We start from the raw sequence: 21,176 nt of genomic DNA, 5'->3' as shown, positions 1-21,176 counted from the left end.
GCCTGTCTGGGTTATCGGCCGGGCGGCGAAAAACTTGAGGGAAAACTCACGACGTCACGACGCACGGCACAATACGTGACAGGGTTTGTTAAGTGCCATTTAAAACCTGTTTTAATGGTATTTTACAGTAATACGTGACATTTAATCTGGCGCGTCGCCGGGCAGGGTGCTCAGAACAGATCCTGCAAGTCGTGGCTGTAGGCCTTCGCCACCTGCTCGCCGGCGCTTCTCATCTGCGCAATCACGCTGACCAGTTTGCGGGCATAGTGCGGATCGGTGGCATAACCCGCCTGCTGCAGCGCATGCGCCGCCTGTTCCGGCGTGCGGGCGGCGGCGACGCCGGCGTAGCGCGGGTTGCCGGTCAGCAGTTTGATGTAATCGGCAATCGCCTCCACGTAGGAGCCGTACACGCGGAAACGCGCCTTGATCTTCTTCGCCGCCCCCTGCTCAAACTCGGTAGTGGTAATTTCCGTCACCGGCCCGCGCCAGCCGCTGCCCGCCTTGATGCCAAACAGGTTATGGCTCGGCGAACCGTCGGCGGCCGGGATTTCACGCCGTCCCCAGCCGGATTCCAGCGCCGCCTGCGCCACGATCAGCTGATGGGGAATACCGCTCTGCTGGCTGGCAAGGCGCGCCGGCGTTGACAGCCGGGCGACAAAGTTGCCGTTGTTCAGCGGCGCAGGATTCCCCGGCACCGACGGCATTGGCGGCAGCGCACGCCGCACCAGTTGCTCCAGCGCCTGACGCGGCAGAGCCTGCAGCCTGTCGCCGTCCAACGCCATCGGCACCGTGCCGGCCGTTTCGCTCGGTGGCCTGCCGGCGCTGCCGAGCTGGCGCACCATCATATCCGCCAATCCCAGCCCCTTCTGCGACAGCTGCTGGGCGATCTGCTGATCGTACAGCGAGGTGTACAGCCGGGTCTGGTCGCTGCTCAGCATGCCGTCTTTCGGCAGCGCCGCGCGCATGCTTTTCAGCATCATCTGCACGAACATGCCCTCCACCTGGCGGGCCACCTGCTTCAGGTTGCCCTGCGGGTCAGCGGCGGCGGCGCTTTTCAGCCCGTTCAGCGCCTGGGCGTCGTAGGCCGCGCCGGCCATACTGGTGACGTCTCTGCTCATCAGATAATTTCCAGTTTGGCGCGCAGGCAGCCGGCGCTCTGCATCGCCTGCAAAATCGACATCAGATCGATCGGCGTCGCACCCAGCGCATTCAGCGCGCGGACTACGTTATTCAGATTGGCGCTGGCGTTGACCTTCTGCAGCGAACCGCCCTGCTGCTGCAGCGAGATCTGGGTATTCGGCGTCACCACCGTCTGACCGCCGCCGAACGGCGTATCCGGCTGGCTGACGCTGTTTTGCCGATCCACCACCACCGACAGGTTGCCTTGCGCCACCGCGCAGGAATCCAGCACTACATCACGGTTCATTACCACCGAGCCGGTGCGCGAATTGATGATCACCTTGGCGTCGATCGCGCCGACACGCACATTGATATTCTGAATATCCGCCAGAAAACGCACCTGAGAGCTGTTGCCCTGCGGCACCAGCACCTTGATGGTGCGCGCGTCCAGCGGTGTCGCGGTGCCGTAGCCGCGCTGGCGGTTAATCGCGTCGCTGATCTGCTGCGCCAGCGTAAAGTCTTCATTGTTCAGCTGCAGATTGATTTCGCCGCCCTGACCGAAGGTGGTCGGCAGCTCGCGTTCGATGGTGGCGCCGTTGCTGATGCGGCCGCCCGCCAGCTGGTTGACCTGTACGCTGCTGCCGCCGGCCGCCGCGCCGGCGCCGCCGACCAGCACGTTGCCCTGCGCCAGCGCGTACACCTGATTATCTACCCCCTTCAACGGCGTCATCAGCAGCGTGCCGCCGCGCAGGCTTTTGGCGTTGCCCATCGAGGAGACCACCACGTCGATATTTTGCCCGACGCGGGAAAAGGGCGGCAGCCGGGCCGTCACCATCACCGCCGCCACGTTTTTCAGCTGCATATTGGTGCCCGGCGGTACGGTGATGCCCAGCTGCGACAGCATATTGCTCAGGCTTTGGGTGGTGAACGGCGTCTGCATGGTCTGGTCGCCGGAGCCGTCCAGCCCCACCACCAGTCCGTAGCCGATCAGCGCGTTGTCGCGCACGCCCTGCACCGTCACCAGATCGCGGATCCGCTCAGCCGCGGCCGGCAGGCTGAGGCTCGCCAGCAGCGCGGCAATCAGTAATTTCTTCAGCATCGCGATTCCTTAGTACGGGGAGAGATTGAGGAAGAAGCGCTGCAGCCAGCCCATGGTCTGCGCTTCGTTGATATAACCGTTACCGACGTACTCAATGCGGGCGTCCGCCACCTGGGTCGAGGTCACGGAGTTATTGCCGCTGATGGTGCGCGGGTTCACCACGCCGGAGAAACGAATAAATTCGGTGCCCTGATTGATGGCGATCTGCTTTTCCCCCACCACGTGCAGGTTGCCGTTGGTCAGCAGCTGGTTGACGGTTACGGTAATGGTGCCGTTAAAAGTGTTGTTGGCGTTCGCCCCCCCTTTGCCGCCGAAGCTGCTGTCGCCGGACATTTCCATATCGGCGCGCGCGTTGCCGAACAGCCCGCTGAGGTAGCGCGGTGCGGTGGCGACGCCGAATTTGCTGGCGCCGTTGCGGCTGGCGTTGGCTGACGAGCTCTTGCTGGCGCTGACGTTTTCCTGCAGCACGATGGTCAGGGTATCGCCGATATTGCGCGGCCGCCGGTCCTCAAACAGCGGTTGGTAACCGTAGTTCATCGGCTGTACCGTCTGAAAAATCGAGCCGTTCGGCACCGGCGCGGTGGCCGGCGCCGGCTGCGCGCTGGTGGCCCCGTCGACCAGCGGTTTGTGCGGTATGTAGGCGCAGCCGCTGAGCGCCAACAGCGCCGTGGCGGCCAGCGCGCGTTTGCCCTGCGATGGCCGGCGCGCCGTCAAAAGAGTGGTTAGCACAACAAATATCGCCTTTGTTTACGAGAGAGTTAAGCGGGCGCAGCAGGCTGCGCCCTGATGCGTCCGCATCGGTTACAGCTGCGTCAGTTTCTGCAGCATCTGATCGGAGGTGGACACCGCCTTACTGTTGATTTCATACGCGCGCTGTACCTGGATCATGTTTACCAACTCTTCCGCCACGTTGACGTTGGAGGTTTCCACATAGCCCTGATACAGCAGCCCGGCGCCGTTCAGCCCCGGCGTGCTCTCATTCGGCGCGCCGGAGCTTTCGGTTTCCTGGTACAGGTTTTCACCGACGCTCTCCAGACCGCTGTCGTTGATAAAGGTGGTCAGCGTCAGCTGGCCGACCTGCTGCGCCGCCGTCTGCCCCTGCTGGGTAACGCTGACGATGCCGTCGCGCCCCACGGTAATGCTCAGCGCGTTGGCAGGAATGGTGATTGCCGGCTGTACCTGGAAACCGCTGGCGGTCACCAACTGGCCGTTCTGGTCGATCTGGAACGAACCGTCGCGGGTATAGGCCTGACTGCCGTCCGGCAGCATTACCTGAAAATAGCCCTGTCCCTTGATCGCCACGTCTTTACTGTTGTTGGTCTGTGACAGATTGCCCTGACTGTGCAGGCGCTCGGTGGCCACCGGCCGCACGCCGGTGCCTATCTGCAGGCCCGACGGTAGCGTGGTCTGCTCGGAGGACTGCGCCCCCGGCTGGCGCATGGTCTGGTACAGCAGGTCTTCAAACACCGCGCGCTGGCGCTTGAAGCCGTTGGTGCTGACGTTCGCCAGGTTGTTGGCGATCACGTCCATATTGGTCTGCTGCGCGTCCAGACCGGTTTTGGCAATCCATAATGATGGGATCATGTTGTTTTCCTTAGCTCACTGACAGCAGCGAGTTGGCGCGTTGTGCATTCTCATCCACGCTGTGAATGACCTTCATCTGCATTTCGAAGCGGCGGGCGTTGGCGATCATATCGACCATGGTTTCCGTCGGGTTGACGTTGCTGCCTTCCAGCACGCCGGGCATCACCCGCACCTGCGGGTCGTTCGCCAGCTGGTTGCCGCGCTGCTGCCGGCTTGCCGGCGTCAGATGGAACAGCCCGTCATCGCCGCGCGCCACCTCAGCAGCCTCCGCCTTGACCAGCTTCAGCCGGCCGATCTGCGCGATGGTATTCGGCGGGTCGCCCGGATTGAGCGCCGAGATGGTGCCGTCGGCGGCGATGGTGATCTCAGACTGCGGCGGCACCTCGATCGGCCCGCCGTCGCCCAACAGCGGCCGGCCCTGCACCGTCAGTTGCCCTTCGGCGGAAATCTGGATATTGCCGTTGCGGGTGTAGGCTTCGCCGCCGTCGACCAGCTGCACCGCCAAAAAGCCATCCTGCTGCAGCGCGACGTCCAACGGACGCGCGGTATAGTTCAGCGCCCCTTGGCTCATATCGGCGCCCGGCGTCGACGCGGCGACCAGCGTACGCGTCGGCAGACTTGGCCCGTTGACCGGCACCGCGCGCAGCGCCGCCAGCTGGGCGCGAAAGCCCGGCGTCGAAACGTTGGCCAGGTTGTTGGCGGTGATCGCCTGCTGGTCCAGCGTCTGACGCGCTGCCCCCATCGCGGTATAAATCGCGTGATCCATAGCTTGGTTCCTTTAACCCCGCCGTCAGCGCAGGCTGACCAACGTCTGCAGGATGGAGTCCTGCGTCTTGATGGTCTGCGCGTTCGACTGATAGTTGCGCTGTGCGACGATCATATTGACCAGTTCCTGGCTCAGATCGACATTGGAGGACTCCAGTGCGCCGCTGGTCAGCTTGCCGAAGCCGCCGCCGCCCGCCACGCCGACGCGCGCCTGACCGGAGGCGCCGGTTTCCTGCCACACGTTATCGCCCTGTGACGCCAGCCCTTCCGGGTTGGAGAAGTTAGCCAACACGATCTGCCCCAGCACCTGTTTTTGCTGGTTGGAGTACAGGCCAACCACGGTGCCGTCCTGCTCAATCTGGAAGTTGGTGTATTCGCCGGCGCTGTAGCCGTCCTGCGACACTTTACTCACCGAGTCGCTGCCGACGTTCTGCTGCATGCTGCCGGCAAAGCTGAGGGTGAAGTCCTGCGCCGGCGCGCCGTCTTTGGCCGACATCGGGATCGTCAGGCTGAACGCCGTGGCGCTCGGGTTGCCGTCGGCGTCCAGGGTTTCAGTCAGGGTGCCGCTGGTGTTGAAGTTCAGGCTGCCGGCCTTGTCGGCCGGAGCGCCGTCAACGCTGCCGTCCTGGGTGTAGACATCCCATTTATTGTCGGCGGTTTTGACGAAATAGGCGTTAATGTTGTGCGCATTGCCCAGCGAGTCGTAGGTGGTAATAACGTTGACGTAGTTATAGGAGTCCGTTTTGCTTGGATCGAAGGTCGCATTTTCCGGCACCTTGTGGGTGGACTTCAGGTTGGTCACCATCGCGCCGGAGGTGGATGCTCTGGCGTTCATCATCCCTTCCGGGATGCTCAGCGGCTGTGGATCCGCCCCCTGCTGAATGGTTGGCGGCGTACCGGCTGCCGGGTAGCCGGTCAGTTTCAGGCCCTGCATATTCACCAGGTTGCGGTTCTCATCCAGCTTGAACTGGCCGTTGCGGGTATAGAAAATACCGCCGTCGCTGTCCTGCATACGGAAGAAACCGCTTTCGGTAATGGCGATATCCAGCGCGCGGTTGGTGCTGGTCGGCGTACCGCCGTTAAAGTTTTGCGTAATGCCCGCCACTTTTACCCCCAGCCCGACCTGCGAGCCGGCGAACATATCGGCAAAGGATACGCTGCCGGATTTAAACCCGGCGGTGGCGGAGTTGGCGATATTGTTGCCGATAACGTCGAGGTTGGTCGCCGCCGCATTAAGGCCGCTGACTGCCTGAGAAAAAGCCATGTGTAGTCTCCAAAAAACAAATAGGTAAGTTAAAACAGCCTGCGCTGAATAAGGCGCGGCAGATTCTGCCGGCGCTGCCTGTTATAAGATCTGGCGCACATCTTCCAGCGTGGCGCTGCCCGCCAGACCGAGATCCAGTTTGGCGCCGTCCGCGCCGCGGGTGACGCCGTTCACCATGGCGAAACGCAGCGGGTTTGCCACCAATTGCTCGCCGTTGCCCTTGGCGTTGATGGCAACGGTATAGGCGCCGTCCGGCGCGTTGCTGCCGTCTTCCAGCTTGCCGTCCCAGGTAAAGGCGTGCACCCCGGCGCCCAGGCCGCCGATCTCGATGGTGCGCACCACCTTACCGGTGGCATCGCTGATGGTGGCGGTAACGCTGCTGGCGGCGCGTTCCAGCTCGACGCCGAACGGCGTGGTGCTGACCTGGCCCTCTTTACTGCCCACCAGGATGTCTTTGCCCGGCACCATCACGCCGTGGCCGATCAGCGCGCTGGCCTGCAGAGACTGATTACTGTTGATCTGGCCGGAAATCGACCCCAGCGTGGTGTTGAGTTTTTCGATGCCGCTGACGGTGTTGATCTGCGCCAACTGGGTCGTCAGTTCGTTATTCTGCATCGGGTTGGTCGGGTCCTGGTTTTTCAACTGCGCCACCAGCAGGGTCAGAAAACTGTTTTGCAGATCCTGACTACTGTTGCCGGTCGCGCCGCTTCTGGCGTTGGCGCCGGCGACGGTGTTGTCCAGCGGTTCATTGGTGGTTGCGGCAATGCCCATAAAAGCTCCGGTTATTGGCCCAGCGTGAGAGTTTTCATCATCATCGACTTGGTGGTGTTCAGCACCTCGACGTTGGCCTGATAGCTGCGCGAGGCCGAGATGGTGTTGACCATTTCACCGACCACGTCAACGTTCGGCATCTTGACGTAGCCGCGAGCGTCCGCCAGCGGGTTGCCTGGCTGATACACCCTGCGCGCCGGTGCCGGATCCTCCACCACCTGCGCGACGCGTACGCCGCCGGTAGGCTGGCCGGCGGAGGCGGCCAGCTCGAACACCACCTGTTTGGCGCGGTACGGCTGACCGTCCGGCCCGGTGACGCTGTCGGCGTTGGCCATGTTGCTGGCGCTGACGTTCAGCCGCTGCGACTGCGCGCTCAGCGCCGAGCCGGAAATATCAAAAATGTTCAGTAGTGACATACGTCTTATCCTTGAATCACCGACAGCATGCCTTTGATCTGACCGGTGAGCAGCGTCAGATCGGTTTGGTACTTCAGGCTGTTATCGGCAAAATTGGTGCGTTCGCGATCCATATCCACCGTGTTGCCGTCGCTCGCCGGCTGGTCCGGCACCCGGTACAACAGCTCCAGCTGCGGCGGCTGCAGGTTCTGCGCCGGAATATGGCGCGCCGAGGTCAGGCTGAGCGCCACGCCGCTGCCGCTGGGGCGGCCCTGCGCCATCACCTTGTTCAGCTGGCCGGCGAAATCGATATCCCGGGCCTGATAACCCGGCGTGTCGGCGTTGGCGATATTGCCCGCCAGGATCTCCTGGCGCTGCGCGCGCAGGTTCAGCGCCTCTTGCCCGAAACGCAGGTTGGCGTCCAGTTTGTCAAGCATGCTCCCTCACGAGGTTAGAATTTGGAGCCGACAGCATAAACGCCGCTATGGCCAACCTATCGCGAGAATAAACGTCAAATGCGTCGCTATTTGCCCGCTTAACCGGCGCGGAGTCCGGGTACACTATCGCCTATCAGACAGGTCGCCACGGCGGCGTTGGTGCGGATAACGTCCGGGAGGTCGGGATTGCGATTACTACTTATGCTGCTGGCGCTGCTGTCGGCTTTACCGGTCTGCGCCGACGATTTCAGCGACCAGGTCGAACGTTTTATCCAGGCGCAGTTTGCCGACAGCCCGGTGAAGGTCAACGTCGAGGTGCGCACGCCGAAGGCGCAATGGCCCGCCTGCGCCACGCCGCTGCTGGCGCTGACGCAGAGCGCCCGCCTCTGGGGCAGCGTTACTCTCTCTGCCCGTTGCGGCGACGAGCGCCGTTTTATTCAGACGCGGGTGGCGGCGAGCGGCCGCTATCTGGTGGCTGCGCGCGCCATTCGCGCCGGCCAGGCGCTGACGGCGGCAGACGTAAAAGTCGTGCGCGGACGGCTGGATACGCTGCCGCCGCGCGCACTCCGCGAGGCGCGCCGCGCCCTCGGCGCCGTCAGCCTGCGCCATATCGGCCGCGGCCAGCCTTTGACTATCCCGATGCTGCGCCGCCCCTGGCAGGTGAAAGCCGGCCAACCGGTGCAGGTGCGGATACAGGGCGAAAGTTTTACTATCAGCGGCAACGGTAAGGCGATGAACAACGCCGCTGTCGATGACAGCGTGCGGGTGCGTATGGCTTCCGGACGGATCGTCAGCGGCACGGTCGATGAGGACGGCGACATCCGCATTGCGTTATAAAGAAAGCGGCCAGACCCCAAGTCGTTCGCGTTGCGGCAAGGGAAAGCATCCCGATGAGCATGCTCAGAAGTGATTCGGATGACTGAACGCCGCCAACACCCCGGTCACATTGAAGTATGCCGGGTATAAAGGTTTGCGCCGGCCTGCCGATAGTTACACTATCAACGGCATCGGCCGCCCCTCCGCTGAGCGGCCAGAGCAATAACGACTTCCGTCGTCGCACATGCGGCAACGTAGATGGAGATTGAACATGAGTATCGATCGCACCCAACGGCTGCAGGCCATTTCTGCCGTGCAGCCCCGTGACACCGCAGCGGAAACGCCGCTGAAAGCGCGTAAGAACGCCCAGGCGGAAAACGGCCTGAGCGGTACGCAGGTCAGGCTCAGCGATGCGCAGGCGCAGCTGATGCAGCCCGGCAGCCAGGATATCGACATGACCCGGGTCGAGGCGATTAAACAGGCGATTCGCAGCGGCGATCTCACCATGGACGCCGGCAAAATTGCCGACGCGCTGCTGCAGGAAATGCAAAACGACAGCCAGTGGAACGCCGGCCCGCGCTGAACACCCGAGAGAAAAGGTAAATCAACACCATGGAAAGCCTGACCCTGCAGCTGGACAAGCTGCTGGCAACGCTCAGCGAGCTGGAGAGTACGCTGGCGGAAGAACACGCCCTGTTGTGCGCCAGTCGCTTGCCAGGGCCGACGCTGCAGCGCGTCACCGATGACAAAAGCCAGCTGCTGGCGACGGTCAATCATCTGGAGCAGCAGCGACAGCAGTTGGAAAATAGCGGCGGCCTGAAAGCGCCCTATGCCGGCCACGACGCGCTGACGGCACGCTGGCGGCAGGTGCAGCAGTTGAGTCAGCAGCTGCGTGAGAAAAACCAGCATAACGGCCTGCTGCTCAGCCGCCATATCGACCACAACGCTCAGGCACTGGCGGTGCTGAACAAACAGAATAAAACGCTGTACGGACCGGACGGACAGTCGCGCGCCGGCAGCCTGCTGGGGCGTAAAATCGGCGTTTAAATCCCTCTTCGCGTCGTCCGGCTGCCCCATGGCGCCGGACGACGTTTACCATTTTGCGCAGCCATGCGCATTCCTTTGATAAATGCCGCTATATCGTCATTTTTAAATTCATCACGTCCCGCATAATCCCTCTATTCCTCTGTGCCTCCCACGTTTGACACGGCATGATGAGCGCGTTGTTAAACCGTTTGAAATATACCCACTAAGGGTATAGATTTCACAGGGAGCGTGAATGACGGATATCTACCTGACCAAAACGTTTCAGGCTTTTGCCGCGCGTGAAGGCATCAGCGACGCCACCGTGATCAAAGCCGCCAGAGAAATACGGCATGAAAACTACGAGGCCAGCCTCGGCGGCTGCGTGTACAAAAAACGGGTCGCGAGACACGGTGGGGGAAAACGCGGCGACTACCGCCTGTTGATCGCCTTCCGTGAGGAGAACCGGCTGTTTTTTATGCGCGGGTTCGCCAAAAGCGAGCGGGAGAACCTGAGCCGCGACGAACTGGCTGCATTAAAATGCCTGGCGGCCCTGTATCTGGATTTCTCGCCTTATAGGCTTTATCAGTTGGTTAACAACAAGGAATTAAAGAGGCTGTGTGATGAGCAAAATTCTGTCTGAGATCCACCAGGAAGTGCAGGGACTGCACCAAACGGGCTTCGTCGACGATGTGACAATGCGCACCTTCGATATGCTCTGTTTACACCCGGTTAAACACTACTCGCCCGCCGACATCCGCGCCCTGCGTGAACGTGAAAACGTCAGCCAGCCGGTGTTCGCCCTGCACCTCAACGTCAGTAAAAAAGCGGTGCAAAAGTGGGAGCGCGGCGAGGCAAAACCCAACTCCGCGGCGATGAAGCTGCTGTCGCTGGTTGAACGCAGCGGACTGGCGATCCTCGCCTGAGACATTACTGATAATTGACAATCACCTGGTTGCTAAGCACCCGCAGCGGAGGAAACAGCGCGCCGCGCGTCTGCACAACATAGCTGAAGCGCAGCTCGCTGGCCGCCGGCGCCCCCTGCAGCGCCAGCGTAGTACCGCTGGCGCCCGCAAGCGGTACGCAACGCCCCGCCATGCACAGCTGCACCTGCAGACCGGCCGGCGGCGGTGATGTCAGCAGATAACGCCAGCTGACGCTGACGATGCGCGCCTTATCGCTCGTTAAAACATTCGGCGGCCGCAGCGCGGGCGATTGCTCGCTGACGCCGCCATGGCTCAACGTCGCCCCCAGCGCATCGGCCGCCCAGGAGCCGGAAGCCGCCTGCACCGCAGGAACGACAAACAGCCACAGCAGTAGCCACAGACGCCTCATCAGACGCCGCCGATGGTGGCGGTCATGCGGATTTGGCGCTCATCATTGATTTCCAGATTCGACAGCACCACCAGCTGCGGCAAGCTGCGGCGCAGGAAGCGCGACAGCAGCGGCCGCAGCGCGTGATTGACCAGCAACACCGGCGGCGCGCTGTGCATCTCCTGACGCTGCAGCGCCTGCTGCGCCTGTTCCAACAGGCGTTCGGCCAGCCCCGGCTCCAGCCCGCCGCCATTCTGCAGCGCCTGCAACAGCAGGTGCTCCAGCTGGGTATCCAGACCAATCACCTGAATTTCACCGTTGCCCGGGAACCACTGCTGGGTGATCGCCCGCCCCAGCGCTACACGCACCGCAGCGGTCAGTTCATACGGGTCGCTCTGCGTCGGCGCATGTTCCACCAGCGTTTCAATAATGGTGCGCATATCACGAATCGAAATGCGTTCCGCCAGCAGATTTTGCAGCACCTTGTGCAACGTGGTCAGCGAGACCACGCCGGGTACAAAGTCTTCGGTCAGCTTCGGCATATCCTGCGTCACGCGGTCCAGCAGTTGCTGCGTTTCCTGACGGCCAAACAGCTCACTGGCGAACTGGCCGATCAGATGATTCAGATGGGTCGCCACCACGGTGCTGGCCTCCACCACCGTGAAGCCCTGAATCTGCGCCTGCTCACGCAGCGCGCTGTCGATCCACACCGCCTCCAGACCAAAGGCCGGATCGATGGTTTTCTCGCCGGGCAACTCTCCCGCCGCATTGCCGGGATTAATCGCCAGCCAACGCCCCGGATGCGCTTCACCGCTGCCGATTTCCACACCCTTCATCAGAATACGGTAGCGGGCCGGCGGCAGCTCAAGATTGTCGCGGATATGCACCACCGGCGGCAGGTAGCCCATCTCCTGGGCGAATTTTTTGCGGATGCTGCGGATACGCCCCAGCAGCTCACCATCCTGCTGGAAGTCCACCATCGGGATCAGCCGATAGCCCACTTCCATGCCCAGCGGATCTTCCAACTGAACGTCCGACCAGCTGGCCTCCAGCGCCTGCGGGTTATCCTGCGGCGCGGCTGGTGCTTCCGCCTGACGCGGCGCCTGCTGCTCACGGCCGCGCAGCCACCAGGCCAGCCCCAGCAGCCCGGCGGTAAACAGCAGGAACACCAGATTCGGCATGCCCGGCACCAGCCCCAACAGCCCCAGCACCCCGGCGCTGAGCAGCATCACGCGCGGGTTGTTGAACAGCTGGCCGACCATCTGCTCGCCAACGTCCTGATCGGTCGCCACGCGGGTGACGATCACGCCTGCGGCGGTAGAGATCACCAGCGCCGGGATCTGCGCCACCAGCCCGTCGCCGATGGTCAGCAGTGTGTAGCTCTCCGCCGCCGCGCCCAGCGGCATGCCGTGCTGCACCACGCCGACCAACAGGCCGCCGACCACGTTCAGCACCATAATCATCAGGCCGGCAATCGCATCGCCGCGCACAAATTTACTGGCGCCGTCCATCGAGCCGTAGAAATCTGCCTCCTGCGTTACCTCGGCGCGGCGTTTTTTCGCCTCTTCTTCACCAATCAGGCCGGCGTTCAGGTCGGCGTCGATCGCCATCTGCTTGCCCGGCATACCGTCAAGCACAAAACGCGCGCCCACTTCGGCAATCCGCCCGGCCCCCTTGGTGATCACCATAAAGTTGATCAACACCAGGATGATAAACACCACGATGCCGATGGCGAAGTTGCCGCCGACCAGAAAATGACCGAAAGCCTCTACCACCCGCCCCGCCGCGGCGGAGCCGGTATGCCCTTCCATCAGAATGATGCGGGTCGAGGCCACGTTCAGCGACAGGCGCAGCAGGGTCGAGAACAGCAAAATGGTGGGAAATGCGGCGAACTCCAGCGTGCGCTGGGTAAACATCGCCACCAACAGCACCATAATCGACAGTGCGATATTGAAGGTGAACAGCAGATCGAGGATAAACGACGGCAGCGGCAGCACCATCATCGACAGAATCAACAGAATCAACACCGGGCCGGCGAGCACCTGCCACTGCGTATCTTTAAAATTCCCCGGCAAACGAAGCAGGGAGGCCAAATTAGCCATCAACGTTACTTTCTCCAGCAAAATCCAGTGCGTCCGGCACCGGTAAATGTTCAGGTTTTTTCGGGATCAGCCCGCCTTCCTGCTGCCAGCGGCGCAGCTGGTATACCCAGGCCAGCACTTCGGCGACCGCGGCGTACAGAGTAGTGGGAATATGTTGGCCAATCTCGCTGTGACGGTACAGCGCGCGCGCCAGCGGCGGCGCCTCCAGCAGCGGGATACGGTGTTCTCCCGCCAGCTCGCGGATGCGCAGCGCAATCTCGCCGGCGCCTTTAGCCAGCACCTTCGGCGCGCTCATCTTTTTATCGTTGTACTGCAGCGCCACCGCGTAGTGCGTCGGGTTGGTGACGATCACGTCCGCCTTCGGCACGTCCGCCATCATGCGGCGGCGGGCGGCGGCGCGCTGCTGCTGGCGAATCCGCCCCTTCACGTGCGGGTCGCCCTCCTGCTCCTTAAACTCGTCTCGAATATCCTGCTTGGTCATCTTCAGCTTTTTGAAGTGACTCCACAGCTGATAAAACACGTCGAACGCCACCATCGGCACCAGGCCAAGCACCACCAGCAGCCCGCAGAACGCCACCATCTGCAGCGCGTTGGCCATCGCATCCAGCGGCTGCTGCGTCACCAGATGCAGCATCGCCGCCCAGTTGTGCCACAGATACAGACCGGTCACCCAGCCCACCAGCAGCGCCTTGAGCACGCCCTTCAGCAGTTCCGCCAGCACCTGGCTGGAAAAGATGCGTTTCAGGCCGGACAGCGGGTTCAGCCGTTTGAGATCGAACTTGAGTGATTTGGCGCTGAACAGCAGCCCTCCCAGCAGCATCGGCGCGGTCAGCGCCACCAGCACCAGCCCCGCCAGCACCGGCAACAGCGCCCACACCGCCTGACGCAGCAACGTGCCCAGCTGGCGCAGCATCTGTTTATCGTTATTCACCATGGCGTGATCGAAATGCAGGCCGCCGGCCAGCATCTGCGACAGCTCCCGGGCCATATTGCTGCCCCCCAGCCACAGACACGCCAGCCCCGCGATCAACATCAGCACCGAGGTCAGTTCGCGCGAGCGCGGGATCTGCCCCTCTTTCCGCGCTTTCTCCAACCGATGGGGCGTGGGAGCCTCGCTTTTTTCCAGATCGCTCTCTTCAGCCACTGCCTGTGCACCGTGCCGGGTAGGGATAACATTGCGGTCAGCATGACAAAAAAATGCGGAATTTATTGATGGAACAGCGCGGGAAAAGATGAGTTATTTCGGGGATGGGGAGCGGCCGGGTGCGGAGATTACAGCCAGTTTTGCAGCTGCAGAGCGTCGATTACACAGAAAATATCACCGGACGCGGCTGCCCGCGCCCGGTATCCCTCAGAAACCGAGGCTGTCGAGCAGGTCATCCACCTGCTCCTGATTGGCGATCACGCCGACGCCGTTTTGATCGAGCTGCGGGCCGTTGAGCAAACTGTCATTGGGACGCTTCTCTTTGACCGGCTGCTCCGGAATATTCTCCATCAGCACCATCAGCAGCTGTTTTTCAATCTCCTGTACCACGCTCATCATGCGTTTGATCACCTGCCCGGTCAGATCCTGGAAATCCTGCGCCATCATGATTTCCAACAGTTGCGCGTTGGTAAAGGCGGTGTGCTCCGGCACCTGCGCCAGGTATTGGCGGGTATCGCTGACCAGCACGCGCGCATCCGCCAGTTCGATAGGGTTGGCGAACCACGTATCCCAACGCGCCTGCAGCGCCGTTGCCCCCGTTTCCAGCGCTGCCTGACGCGGTTGCGCCGCTTCAACGCAGTTCAGGGCGCGTTCCGCTGCCTGCGCCGTCATGGTCACGACATAGTCCAGCCGGTCGCGCGCATCCGGTATCGCCTCCGCCGCCTGGGCGATAGCCTGGTCAAGCCCCAGCTCGCGCATGCTGTCGCGCAGCATCCGCGTCAGCTGGCCGATACGGGCGATAATTTCCCCCGCGCTTGCCGCATCGCTGGCAGGCATCGGAATATTTGTCATGGCGCTTTCTCCTTACATGCCCAGTTTTTCAAAGATCTTATTGAGCTTCTCTTCCAGCGTCGCCGCCGTGAACGGCTTCACCACATAGCCGCTGGCGCCGGCCTGCGCCGCCGCGATGATGTTCTCTTTCTTGGCTTCGGCGGTCACCATCAGCACCGGCAGTTTCGCCAGTTGCCCGTCGGCGCGAATCGCCTGCAGCAGCTCCAGACCGTCCATATTCGGCATATTCCAGTCGGAGACCACAAAGTCAAAGCCGCCGGGCTGCAGTTTAGCCAGCGCGTCGGCGCCGTCCTCTGCCTCTTCCACATTATTGAAGCCCAGCTCTTTCAGTAAGTTCCTGACGATGCGACGCATGGTTGAGAAGTCGTCCACCACGAGGAATCTGAGATTTTTATCTGCCATAGTTAGTCCTAAGGTTTAATGCCCATGATTGAGCCAATTGCAGCAACAGCCGCGTCGCCATACTTCCGACAACGCCGGCTAAATCCGTTCGTCCCGGTGCGGCAGGCATCAGATGCGCAGCGCCTGCCCCCCGGCAATTTGCGCCAGCATGCGCTGGCTCATCCGCTCCAGTTCCACCACCTCGCTGACGCCACCGCCGGCGATGGCCTCGCGCGGCATGCCGAACACCACGCAACTGGCCTCATCCTGCGCCAGGGTATAGGCGCCGGCGCGGTGCATCTCCAGCATGCCGGCGGCACCGTCGTTCCCCATGCCGGTCAGGATCACTCCGACCGCATTGCGGCCGGCGAACTGCGCCACCGAACGGAACAGCACGTCCACCGCCGGCCGATGCCGGTTGACCGGCGGCCCGTCATGCAGTTTCACCTGATAGTTGGCGCCGCTGCGCGCCAGTTCCAGGTGGCGATCCCCCGGCGCGATGTAGGCATGCCCCGGCAGCACACGCTCGCCGTCCTCCGCCTCTTTCACCGTGATTTGACACAGTTTGTTCAGGCGCTCGGCAAAGGAGCGGGTGAACCCCGGCGGCATATGCTGCGTGATCAGCAGCGCCGGACTGGTGGCCGGCAACGGCTGCAGCACCTGACGAATCGCTTCGGTGCCGCCGGTGGAGGCGCCGATAGCGATCAGCTTTTCGCTGCTGAGCAGCGGCGTATGACTGAGGATCGGCGGCGCGGCGGCGCGCGTACGCGACGGCAAGCGCGCTCGGGCGGCGGTACGGATCTTTTCGGCAATCAGCTCGCTGTACGCCAGCATGCCTTCGCGGATGCCCAACTGCGGCTTGGTGACGAAGTCAATCGCCCCCAGCTCCAGCGCCCGCAGCGTAATCTCCGAACCTTTACCGGTCAGCGACGACACCATCACCACCGGCATCGGCCGCAGGCGCATCAGCTTTTCAAGAAACTCCAGCCCGTCCATACGCGGCATTTCAACGTCCAGCGTCAGCACCTGCGGATTGAATTTTTTAATGAGATCGCGCGCCACCAGCGGATCCGGCGCGGTCGCCACCATCTCCATATCCGCGTGGTTGTTGACGATTTCACACATCAGCTGCCGCATCAGGGCAGAATCGTCTACACTTAACACTCTGATTTTACTCATTACCTCTCCTTGGTCAGGCCATACACGGTCTGCCCGCGCAAGTAGAAATCCTGGCTAATCTGGCTGAAGTTTTCGGAATGACCGGCAAACATCAGCCCGCCTGGCTTCAGTAGGGGAACAAACCGACGCAGAATCTTTTCCTGCGTCGCCTTATCGAAATAGATCATCACGTTGCGGCAAAAGATGGCGTCAAACTGCCCCGGCAGATCCCACTGCGGCGCCAGCAGGTTCAACGGCTGGAAATGCACCTGCGCTGCCAGCTCCGGCCGGATACGCACCAGCCCCTGATGCGGCCCGGTGCCGCGTAAAAAGTAGCGCTGCAGCTGTCCCGTCGTCAGCGTGCGCAGATCTTCGTGCCGGTAGATGCCCGCCTGCGCCTTCTCCAGCACCTGCGTATCAATATCACTGGCCCAGACCTGGAAACCGCCGCCCCGCCGCCCCAACGTTTCGCTCAGGGTGATGGCGATGGAATACGGCTCTTCGCCGGTCGAGGCGGCGGTGCTCCAGACGCTGTAGCCGTCCGGGCGCGAACGGGCATGTTCAGCCAGGATCGGGAAGTGGTGCGCCTCACGGAAAAACGCCGTCAGGTTGGTGGTCAACGCATTGATAAACGCCTGCCATTCGGCACTGTTGACGTCACCCTCCAACTGCGCCAGATAACTGCCGAAATCATTAATGCCCAGCAGGCGCAGACGGCGCACCAGGCGGTTGTACACCATTTCTCGTTTATGCTCCGCCAGCACGATGCCGGCACGCTGATAAATCAGCTGGCTGATACGGCGAAAATGCACGTCGGACAGCGGCAGGCGCTGCGCCATCTGTACCAGAGGCGTCGCTGCGCCGTGGGGTAACGGCTTCATCGCGTTTTACCCGGGAAATAAGCCTGTGTTATAGGGTTTGACAATCTGGCGTCTCCTTTTGCCTGTGTAAACGATCTGAGGGCGACGCGCTGACATGCTCGTCCGCCAGGCGAAATACCGACACCGCATCCGCCAGGGCAATCGCCTGCTCCTCCAGTCCGCGGGCGGCAGAGGCGGCCTCTTCCACCAGCGCCGCGTTTTGCTGCGTAACCTGATCCATTTGCGTTACCGCCTGCGTCACCTGTTCAATTCCTCGGCTTTGCTCATCGGATGCGGAGGCGATTTCCCCCATGATATTGGTGACCCGCGTCACCGACCGTACAATGTCCTGCATGGTGTCGCCGGAGTGTTCCACCAGCGTCGACCCCTGTTGCACCCGCTCGACAGACTCATCAATCAGGCCTTTAATTTCCTGTGCCGCCTGCGCGCTGCGCTGCGCCAGACTGCGCACCTCGCCGGCCACCACGGCGAAACCGCGCCCCTGTTCGCCGGCACGTGCCGCCTCCACCGCCGCGTTAAGCGCCAGAATATTGGTCTGAAAGGCAATACCATCGATCACGCCGGTAATGGCGCCGATCTTCTGCGAACTTCTGGCGATGGCGTGCATGGTGTTGACCACATCGCCGGCCAGCTCGCCGCCTTTGGCGGCGATGGCCGAGGCGTCGCGCGCCAGCTGCGTGGCCTGCCGCGCGTTGTCGGCATTCTGCTTCACCGTTGAGGTGAACTGCTCCATGCTGGAGGCGGTTTCTTCCAGCGAGGCGGCCTGCTGCTCGGTACGGGAGGAGAGATCGTTATTGCCCTCCGCAATCTCCTGCAACCCGATCAGCATGGCTTCCGTTCCGTTCTGTACCGCGCCGACAGTGTTGGTCAATGACTGCTGCATCTGCCGCAGTCCGGCGAATAGCGCGCTGATCTCATTGTTGCCTTTCACCTCGACCGGCGTCGCCAGATCGCCGGCGGCAATGCGTTCAAAATGGCGCCGCATGGTATTCAGCGGCCCCAGCAGTACGGTTTGCTGCCACCAGATCGCGCAGCCGGCGACGACGAACAGCATCAGCACAGCCCCCGTCAGCATCCAGCCGCCCAGGGCGTAGGCCCGCTGATTGGCCTGCTGCGCCTGCGCTGTCTCGCCGCTCAGCTGCTGCAGGTAGTGCGTGAATTCCCGTTCAAACTGCGCCTGTATTTGCTGCGTGGGCTGATCCATAAACGCCTGCAGGTTACCGCTTGCCAGAAAACCGCTCAGCTCCAGCAGCGCTGCGTGCAGCCGCTGGTAGCGGAGCGCCAGGTTGCGCTCCCGCTCGCCGTCAGGCGCAAGCGTCTGAAACCGCCTGAAATCCCGCTCGGCGCTCTGCAGCGAACGGCGGGCGTCGTCCATCACAGGGGTCACCTGCTCCGGTGGTATCTGCAACGCCGTGCGGGTGCCGGCGCGGTTCAGGCTATTGCGCGCCTGCAGCAGCGCAATCCGGCTCATCGTCAGTACGTCGCGCTGCTGGCTCCCCTGCGTGATCGCCTCAAAGCTGCGGCTGTCGGCGCGGAAGGCGCTAAACGACAAGCCGGTGCTGATCAGCTGCATCAGACAAAAACAGAACATCAGCAGATACAGGCTGATGGAAATACGGATTCGGTTAAACACGATGAATCTCCTTGCATCCGGCCGACGGCGGAACAGAAGCGCTCTCCCCGCTGCCGCCACGCTGCAGCACGCGGCGGTCAATGGCTCCCGAAGTCAGAACGTTTCCCAGTTATCCTGCATCTCGCCGGCGCTGGTTTTCTGCGGCGTGATGATCGGAGCCGCCGATTTGCCGACCGCCGGCGCGCTGAAGGTCTTCTGACCGTTGTCCTGCAGACGGAACACCGCCACGGATCGCGTCAGCAGGCTGACCTGCTCCTCCAGCGCCGCGGCCGCAGAGGCCGATTCCTCCACCAGCGAGGCATTCTGCTGCGTCACGCGGTCCATCTCCGCCACCGCCTGGCCGACCTGGTCGATACCGCGACTCTGCTCATCGGACGCGGAGGCGATTTCTCCCATGATGTCGGTGACGCGCGTCACCGCATTGACGATATCGCCCATGGTTTCACCGGCGCTTTCCACCAGTACCGATCCCATATCGACACGGCTGACCGAGTCGTCAATCAACCCTTTAATCTCTTTCGCCGCCTGCGCGCTGCGCTGCGCCAGGTTGCGCACTTCGCCGGCCACCACGGCGAAACCGCGCCCCTGCTCACCGGCGCGCGCCGCCTCTACCGCCGCGTTAAGCGCCAAAATATTGGTCTGGAAGGCAATACCGTCGATAACGCCGGTAATGTCGGCGATTTTCTGCGAACTGCCGGCGATATCGTGCATGGTCTGCACCACGTCGGCCACCACCTTGCCGCCCTTCTGCGCGGTTTCAGAGGCGCTCAGCGCCAGCTGGCTGGCCTGGCGCGCATTTTCCGCATTCTGTTTCACCGTGGCGGTCAACTGTTCCATGCTGGCTGCGGTTTCCTCCAGCGATGCCGCCTGCTGTTCGGTGCGGGAGGAGAGATCGTTATTGCCGGCGGCAATTTCCGACGCGCCGCTGTAAATAGCATCCGCCCCCTGACGCACGCCGCTGACGGTGTTGGTCAACTCCGCCTGCATATGCTGCAGACTGGCGGCCAGCACGCCCATCTCATTCCGGCTGCTGACATCGATCGACCGGGTCAGATCGCCGGCAGCAATGTGTTTGATATGCTCGATAATGCGATTGAGCGGACGCACCAGAATATGGTGAATGCCGGTCCACACCAGCACAATCACCGCCAGCACCACCATCAGCACGCTCGCCAGCGTCCAGATCGCCGAGCTATAGGAATGCTCACTGGCTTCCACCGCGTCGTGGTACAGCTCGCCGTTTTTCAGCAGATAAGCGACATAAACCTGTTCGAAGGCATCCTGATAGCTTTGGGTCGGCTGGTCGAAGAAGGCGTTGATTTTGCCGGCATCCAGCAGTTGGATCAGTTCCGACAGCGCGCCGTATAAAATGCCGTACTGCTGTTTCAGCTTTTCAGCAGCCTGCCGGTCCTGACGCTCGCCAAGCGGGACTTTTTCGTAAGCGGCGTAGCGCTGCTGCGCCTCGTCAAGCGCGCTGCGAGCCGATGCCAGCAGATCCTGCACGCTGGCGCCGCTGCCGATTTTATTGGCGTCCATCATGTAGCGAATGCCCGCGCGGTTCAGCGTATTACGGGCCTGCAGCAGGCTTACCCAGCTGCCGTTCAGTTCGGACTGCTGCTGTCGGATGGTCTGCAATACGGTGAAGTTTTCTTTATCGCTCTTGAGCGAGGAGAAGAACAGCCCGCCGGAAATCAACTGCAACGCACCAAACAACACCAGCACCAACAGCAGGCTGGTCACGACTTTCATACGATTAAACATGTGTCCCCTTCTTGGAATGCCACTCGGATAAATCCCAAAACGTTATCTGTCTGGGTTATCGGCGGCGCTGAAGAGAACTTTATGGTTGCGGGTAACTATTTTGTGTGAGCCGATTACCGCCGTCGCACCGCCCGGAGACGGCGGCACAACGGCGACGGCCATCGATGAATCAGGCGCTTTTCACCACGCTGTCGACCAGCGACATCTCTTCGCTGCTCAGCAGTTTTTCGATATCCACCAGGATCAGCATCCGTTCCCCCAGCGCCCCCAGACCGGTGAGGTATTCGGTCGCCAGCGTGACGGCAAACTCCGGCGCCGGCCGGATCTGTTCGGCGGTCAGCGACAGTACGTCGGACACGCCGTCCACCACAATGCCCACGACCCGCTGGCTGAGGTTAAGCACAATCACCACGGTGTTTTCGTCATAAGAGACATCCTGCTGGGCAAACTTCACCCGCAGATCAATAATCGGTACGATCACGCCGCGCAGGTTGGTCACCCCTTTAATAAACGCCGGCGTATTGGCGATGCGCGTCACCTGGTCGTAACCACGGATCTCTTGCACTTTCAGAATATCGATGCCGTACTCTTCATTACCCAGCGTAAAAATCAGGAACTCCTGTCCTACGGTTTCGCCAGCCATTTTGCTGACGGTTGCCAATCCAGCCATATTCAAG

24 protein-coding genes are annotated in these 21,176 nt (G+C 61.8%); 5 read left to right on the top strand and 19 right to left on the bottom strand.

Annotated features, from left to right (window positions below; all coding sequences use genetic code 11):
* Positions 1-170 precede the first annotated feature (170 nt).
* From flgJ to flgB, 9 genes are all read right to left on the bottom strand, one after another.
* Positions 171-1,118: a flagellar assembly peptidoglycan hydrolase FlgJ gene (flgJ, locus tag FO014_RS19430; RefSeq protein WP_160030706.1), complete on the bottom strand. Its 948-nt coding sequence runs from the start codon at positions 1,116-1,118 to the stop codon at positions 171-173.
* Positions 1,118-2,218 (bottom strand): flagellar basal body P-ring protein FlgI, encoded by a 1,101-nt coding sequence (locus tag FO014_RS19425; RefSeq protein WP_160030705.1) that lies wholly within the window; start codon positions 2,216-2,218, stop codon positions 1,118-1,120. The genes flgJ and FO014_RS19425 overlap by 1 nt, the downstream gene beginning before the upstream one ends.
* A 9-nt stretch (positions 2,219-2,227) precedes the next feature.
* A complete protein-coding gene (flgH, locus tag FO014_RS19420) occupies positions 2,228-2,932 on the bottom strand; it encodes a flagellar basal body L-ring protein FlgH (RefSeq protein ID WP_187044722.1) in 705 nt (234 codons plus the stop codon).
* A gap of 87 nt (positions 2,933-3,019) precedes the next feature.
* A complete protein-coding gene (flgG, locus tag FO014_RS19415) occupies positions 3,020-3,802 on the bottom strand; it encodes a flagellar basal-body rod protein FlgG (protein WP_004961475.1) in 783 nt (260 codons plus the stop codon).
* A 10-nt stretch (positions 3,803-3,812) separates the two neighbouring features.
* Positions 3,813-4,568, bottom strand: coding sequence for a flagellar basal body rod protein FlgF (locus tag FO014_RS19410; protein WP_160030704.1), 756 nt, complete (start codon positions 4,566-4,568; stop codon positions 3,813-3,815).
* Positions 4,569-4,592: 24 nt separating this feature from the next.
* Positions 4,593-5,831, bottom strand: a complete 1,239-nt coding sequence (gene flgE / locus FO014_RS19405; RefSeq protein ID WP_160030703.1) for a flagellar hook protein FlgE — start codon at positions 5,829-5,831, stop codon at positions 4,593-4,595.
* A gap of 81 nt (positions 5,832-5,912) precedes the next feature.
* Entirely contained in the window at positions 5,913-6,602 is a 690-nt protein-coding gene (flgD, locus tag FO014_RS19400) for a flagellar hook assembly protein FlgD (RefSeq protein WP_160030702.1), read from the bottom strand.
* 11 nt (positions 6,603-6,613) lie between these two features.
* Positions 6,614-7,018, bottom strand: a complete 405-nt coding sequence (flgC, locus tag FO014_RS19395; protein ID WP_160030701.1) for a flagellar basal body rod protein FlgC — start codon at positions 7,016-7,018, stop codon at positions 6,614-6,616.
* A gap of 5 nt (positions 7,019-7,023) precedes the next feature.
* On the bottom strand, positions 7,024-7,434 hold the full coding sequence (gene flgB / locus FO014_RS19390) for a flagellar basal body rod protein FlgB (RefSeq protein ID WP_160030700.1): 411 nt from the start codon (positions 7,432-7,434) through the stop codon (positions 7,024-7,026).
* Between the two features lie 201 nt (positions 7,435-7,635).
* Here flgB and flgA point away from each other — a divergent pair, with 201 nt between their 5' ends.
* From flgA to FO014_RS19365, 5 genes are all read left to right on the top strand, one after another.
* Positions 7,636-8,271, top strand: a complete 636-nt coding sequence (gene flgA / locus FO014_RS19385; RefSeq protein ID WP_201282952.1) for a flagellar basal body P-ring formation chaperone FlgA — start codon at positions 7,636-7,638, stop codon at positions 8,269-8,271.
* A gap of 250 nt (positions 8,272-8,521) precedes the next feature.
* The gene (flgM, locus tag FO014_RS19380; RefSeq protein WP_160030698.1) at positions 8,522-8,833 is read left to right on the top strand and encodes a flagellar biosynthesis anti-sigma factor FlgM; all 312 of its coding nucleotides are present in this window, start codon (positions 8,522-8,524) and stop codon (positions 8,831-8,833) included.
* Positions 8,834-8,862: 29 nt separating this feature from the next.
* Positions 8,863-9,297 carry a flagella synthesis protein FlgN gene (locus tag FO014_RS19375; RefSeq protein ID WP_160030697.1) on the top strand — a complete coding sequence of 145 codons (435 nt, stop codon included), beginning with the start codon at positions 8,863-8,865 and terminating at the stop codon, positions 9,295-9,297.
* Between the two features lie 232 nt (positions 9,298-9,529).
* On the top strand, positions 9,530-9,916 hold the full coding sequence (locus FO014_RS19370) for a type II toxin-antitoxin system RelE/ParE family toxin (protein WP_160030696.1): 387 nt from the start codon (positions 9,530-9,532) through the stop codon (positions 9,914-9,916).
* Positions 9,897-10,199 carry a helix-turn-helix domain-containing protein gene (locus FO014_RS19365; RefSeq protein WP_105231592.1) on the top strand — a complete coding sequence of 101 codons (303 nt, stop codon included), beginning with the start codon at positions 9,897-9,899 and terminating at the stop codon, positions 10,197-10,199. The genes FO014_RS19370 and FO014_RS19365 overlap by 20 nt, the downstream gene beginning before the upstream one ends.
* A 4-nt stretch (positions 10,200-10,203) precedes the next feature.
* Here FO014_RS19365 and FO014_RS19360 read toward each other — a convergent pair whose 3' ends face one another.
* The 10 genes from FO014_RS19360 to cheW form a co-directional block, all read right to left on the bottom strand.
* Positions 10,204-10,608, bottom strand: a complete 405-nt coding sequence (locus tag FO014_RS19360) for a flagellar protein FlhE (RefSeq protein ID WP_160030695.1) — start codon at positions 10,606-10,608, stop codon at positions 10,204-10,206.
* Positions 10,608-12,689, bottom strand: coding sequence for a flagellar biosynthesis protein FlhA (gene flhA, locus FO014_RS19355; RefSeq protein WP_160030694.1), 2,082 nt, complete (start codon positions 12,687-12,689; stop codon positions 10,608-10,610). Before flhA ends, FO014_RS19360 begins: the two co-directional genes overlap by 1 nt.
* Positions 12,682-13,833 (bottom strand): flagellar biosynthesis protein FlhB, encoded by a 1,152-nt coding sequence (gene flhB / locus FO014_RS19350; protein WP_160030693.1) that lies wholly within the window; start codon positions 13,831-13,833, stop codon positions 12,682-12,684. The genes flhA and flhB overlap by 8 nt, the downstream gene beginning before the upstream one ends.
* Before the next feature lie 207 nt (positions 13,834-14,040).
* Positions 14,041-14,685: a protein phosphatase CheZ gene (gene cheZ, locus FO014_RS19345; RefSeq protein ID WP_160030692.1), complete on the bottom strand. Its 645-nt coding sequence runs from the start codon at positions 14,683-14,685 to the stop codon at positions 14,041-14,043.
* 12 nt (positions 14,686-14,697) lie between these two features.
* Positions 14,698-15,087 (bottom strand): chemotaxis response regulator CheY, encoded by a 390-nt coding sequence (gene cheY, locus FO014_RS19340; protein ID WP_160030691.1) that lies wholly within the window; start codon positions 15,085-15,087, stop codon positions 14,698-14,700.
* 108 nt (positions 15,088-15,195) lie between these two features.
* A complete protein-coding gene (locus FO014_RS19335) occupies positions 15,196-16,245 on the bottom strand; it encodes a protein-glutamate methylesterase/protein-glutamine glutaminase (RefSeq protein ID WP_160030690.1) in 1,050 nt (349 codons plus the stop codon).
* Positions 16,245-17,105 (bottom strand): protein-glutamate O-methyltransferase CheR, encoded by an 861-nt coding sequence (gene cheR, locus FO014_RS19330; RefSeq protein ID WP_160030689.1) that lies wholly within the window; start codon positions 17,103-17,105, stop codon positions 16,245-16,247. The genes FO014_RS19335 and cheR overlap by 1 nt, the downstream gene beginning before the upstream one ends.
* Before the next feature lie 28 nt (positions 17,106-17,133).
* A complete protein-coding gene (locus FO014_RS19325) occupies positions 17,134-18,738 on the bottom strand; it encodes a methyl-accepting chemotaxis protein (protein ID WP_160030688.1) in 1,605 nt (534 codons plus the stop codon).
* 93 nt (positions 18,739-18,831) lie between these two features.
* Positions 18,832-20,499 carry a methyl-accepting chemotaxis protein gene (locus FO014_RS19320; RefSeq protein WP_160030687.1) on the bottom strand — a complete coding sequence of 556 codons (1,668 nt, stop codon included), beginning with the start codon at positions 20,497-20,499 and terminating at the stop codon, positions 18,832-18,834.
* A 169-nt stretch (positions 20,500-20,668) separates the two neighbouring features.
* The gene (gene cheW / locus FO014_RS19315) at positions 20,669-21,169 is read right to left on the bottom strand and encodes a chemotaxis protein CheW (protein ID WP_041412142.1); all 501 of its coding nucleotides are present in this window, start codon (positions 21,167-21,169) and stop codon (positions 20,669-20,671) included.
* Positions 21,170-21,176 lie beyond the last annotated feature (7 nt).

Origin of the sequence: Serratia rhizosphaerae (assembly GCF_009817885.1) — a bacterium.
GTDB classification, from domain to species: Bacteria; Pseudomonadota; Gammaproteobacteria; order Enterobacterales; family Enterobacteriaceae; genus Serratia_B; species Serratia_B rhizosphaerae.
Note: the sequence above shows the minus strand (reverse complement) of the source record. Positions and strands in the feature narration are given on the sequence as shown.

Excerpts from the sequence above, each read along its gene's own strand:
- flgJ (WP_160030706.1), bottom strand. The coding sequence starts at position 1,118 with ATGAGCAGAGACGTCACCAGTATGGCCGGCGCGGCCTACGACGCCCAG.
- FO014_RS19425 (WP_160030705.1), bottom strand. The coding sequence starts at position 2,218 with ATGCTGAAGAAATTACTGATTGCCGCGCTGCTGGCGAGCCTCAGCCTG.
- flgG (WP_004961475.1), bottom strand. The coding sequence starts at position 3,802 with ATGATCCCATCATTATGGATTGCCAAAACCGGTCTGGACGCGCAGCAG.
- FO014_RS19410 (WP_160030704.1), bottom strand. The coding sequence starts at position 4,568 with ATGGATCACGCGATTTATACCGCGATGGGGGCAGCGCGTCAGACGCTG.
- flgE (WP_160030703.1), bottom strand. The coding sequence starts at position 5,831 with ATGGCTTTTTCTCAGGCAGTCAGCGGCCTTAATGCGGCGGCGACCAAC.
- flgD (WP_160030702.1), bottom strand. The coding sequence starts at position 6,602 with ATGGGCATTGCCGCAACCACCAATGAACCGCTGGACAACACCGTCGCC.
- flgC (WP_160030701.1), bottom strand. The coding sequence starts at position 7,018 with ATGTCACTACTGAACATTTTTGATATTTCCGGCTCGGCGCTGAGCGCG.
- flgB (WP_160030700.1), bottom strand. The coding sequence starts at position 7,434 with ATGCTTGACAAACTGGACGCCAACCTGCGTTTCGGGCAAGAGGCGCTG.
- flgA (WP_201282952.1), top strand. The coding sequence starts at position 7,636 with ATGCTGCTGGCGCTGCTGTCGGCTTTACCGGTCTGCGCCGACGATTTC.
- flgM (WP_160030698.1), top strand. The coding sequence starts at position 8,522 with ATGAGTATCGATCGCACCCAACGGCTGCAGGCCATTTCTGCCGTGCAG.
- FO014_RS19375 (WP_160030697.1), top strand. The coding sequence starts at position 8,863 with ATGGAAAGCCTGACCCTGCAGCTGGACAAGCTGCTGGCAACGCTCAGC.
- FO014_RS19370 (WP_160030696.1), top strand. The coding sequence starts at position 9,530 with ATGACGGATATCTACCTGACCAAAACGTTTCAGGCTTTTGCCGCGCGT.
- FO014_RS19365 (WP_105231592.1), top strand. The coding sequence starts at position 9,897 with ATGAGCAAAATTCTGTCTGAGATCCACCAGGAAGTGCAGGGACTGCAC.
- FO014_RS19360 (WP_160030695.1), bottom strand. The coding sequence starts at position 10,608 with ATGAGGCGTCTGTGGCTACTGCTGTGGCTGTTTGTCGTTCCTGCGGTG.
- flhA (WP_160030694.1), bottom strand. The coding sequence starts at position 12,689 with ATGGCTAATTTGGCCTCCCTGCTTCGTTTGCCGGGGAATTTTAAAGAT.
- cheZ (WP_160030692.1), bottom strand. The coding sequence starts at position 14,685 with ATGACAAATATTCCGATGCCTGCCAGCGATGCGGCAAGCGCGGGGGAA.
- cheY (WP_160030691.1), bottom strand. The coding sequence starts at position 15,087 with ATGGCAGATAAAAATCTCAGATTCCTCGTGGTGGACGACTTCTCAACC.
- FO014_RS19335 (WP_160030690.1), bottom strand. The coding sequence starts at position 16,245 with ATGAGTAAAATCAGAGTGTTAAGTGTAGACGATTCTGCCCTGATGCGG.
- cheR (WP_160030689.1), bottom strand. The coding sequence starts at position 17,105 with ATGAAGCCGTTACCCCACGGCGCAGCGACGCCTCTGGTACAGATGGCG.
- FO014_RS19320 (WP_160030687.1), bottom strand. The coding sequence starts at position 20,499 with ATGTTTAATCGTATGAAAGTCGTGACCAGCCTGCTGTTGGTGCTGGTG.
- cheW (WP_041412142.1), bottom strand. The coding sequence starts at position 21,169 with ATGGCTGGATTGGCAACCGTCAGCAAAATGGCTGGCGAAACCGTAGGA.